This window comes from Azospirillum sp. B506 (genome assembly GCF_000333595.1).
Lineage (GTDB): Bacteria > Pseudomonadota > Alphaproteobacteria > Azospirillales > Azospirillaceae > Azospirillum.
This window is the reverse complement of the sequence record NZ_BADK01001098.1, coordinates 1-1,504: the sequence shown is the minus strand read 5'-3', so window position 1 is coordinate 1,504 and position 1,504 is coordinate 1. Positions and strand designations below refer to the sequence as shown.

The 1,504-nt window shown below is 69.9% G+C and carries 1 protein-coding gene and 1 pseudogene; both read right to left on the bottom strand.

The features are described 5' to 3' along the window. A pseudogene (locus I71_RS33710) lies at positions 1-641 on the bottom strand (thiamine pyrophosphate-dependent dehydrogenase E1 component subunit alpha); the annotation flags it as partial. Positions 642-673: 32 nt separating this feature from the next. Then, a partial coding sequence (locus I71_RS33705) for an NAD(+)/NADH kinase (protein ID WP_042704573.1) occupies positions 674-1,504 on the bottom strand: 831 nt, incomplete at its 5' end.

Genomic DNA, 1,504 nt, shown 5'->3' with positions numbered 1-1,504 from the left:
GTCGGTGCCATCCAACGTGACGCCCGGCATGCCGAAGCCGTGGGCGCGGTCGACATAGCTGTCGCAGGACACCGCCCATTCCATCGCCGTGGATTCGGCATAGCCGTTGTCTCCACCACGAAGACCACCGGCAGGTTCCACACCGCGGCGAGGTTCAGGCTCTCCAGGAAGGTGCCCTGGTNGGACGCGCCGTCGCCGACGAAGGTGATGCCGACGCCGCGGTCGCCGCGCACCTTGGCCGCCAGCGCCGCGCCGCAGATCAGCGGCGCGCCGGCGCCCAGGATGCCGTTGGCGCCCATCATGCCCTTGGACAGGTCGGCGATGTGCATCGACCCGCCCTTGCCCCGGCAGGCGCCGGTGCTGCGGCCGTAGATCTCCGCCATCATGGCGTGGACGTCGACACCCTTGGCGATGCAGTGGCCGTGGCCGCGGTGGGTGGAGGCGATGCGGTCATTGTCGTTCAGGTGCATCATGATGCCGGTGGCGCAGGCCTCCTCGCCGGCATAGAGGTGGACGAAGCCGGGGATGTCGCCCTTGGCGAAATCGACGTGCAGCCGTTCCTCGAACTCGCGGATCGTCCGCATGGTGCGGTATGCCTTCAGCAGCTCGTCCTTGCCGAGGGGGAAGGGATTCTGGGCCATGAGGTGTTTTCTCCCTGATTGATGTTTGGTGGTTAGAAGGCGGCGGCGACGGGCACCGGGGTGCCGGTCAGCAGCCGGTTCCGGCCGGCGTGCCGCATGACCGCGGCGACGTTGACCGTGCGGAAGGCGTCGTCCTTCAAGGTCAGGGACAGACGGTCGCGTTCGCTGAAGGACAGTTCGCGCTCGCCATCCAGCGCGATGGAGCCTGCGGTGACCTCCGGCACGAAGGCCACGTCGGCGGGCATGCGGCGCCAGTCGGTGACGCCGACCTCCGCCATCATCCCCGGCGCGATGGGGGCGTGGAGCGTGGTGGTTCCCTTGCGGCAATCCCCGTCCGGCGACAGCCGCACCATCAGGCCGCCGCTCTCCTCGCGGCCGACGGGTTCCAGCAGGCCGGCGATGGCCGACATGCCGATCGCCTCGGGGTCGGCGAAGGTGACGTAGAGTTCGCGGAAATTCTCGGTCCGCCACAGGGCGCGGGCGCCGATGTAGCGTTCCGTCACCAGGGCGACGTCGACCAGTGCCATGTCGGTGACGGTGGCGCCGTTTGCCCCGTTGATGAGGGAGACGTCGATCCGCTTGTTGGCGGCAAAGGCGACGTGCGGCGGCACGCGGCCGGTGACCGCCAGCCCGGTGGCGAGCCCGGTGATCGTCGGTTCGCGGTGTTCGGGGAAGGCATTGTTGGTCCCGGTGGAGATGCCGGCGATGGGCACCGTCCCGCAGTCCGCGGCCACCGCCCGGTGGGTGCCGTCGCCGCCCAGAACCACCAGGGCCGACACGCCGGCCCGCCGCATCTCGGCGGTGGCGCGATGGGTGTCGGCGACGGTGCCGGTGACCGGCATGGAGACGGGATGGAGAGCGGG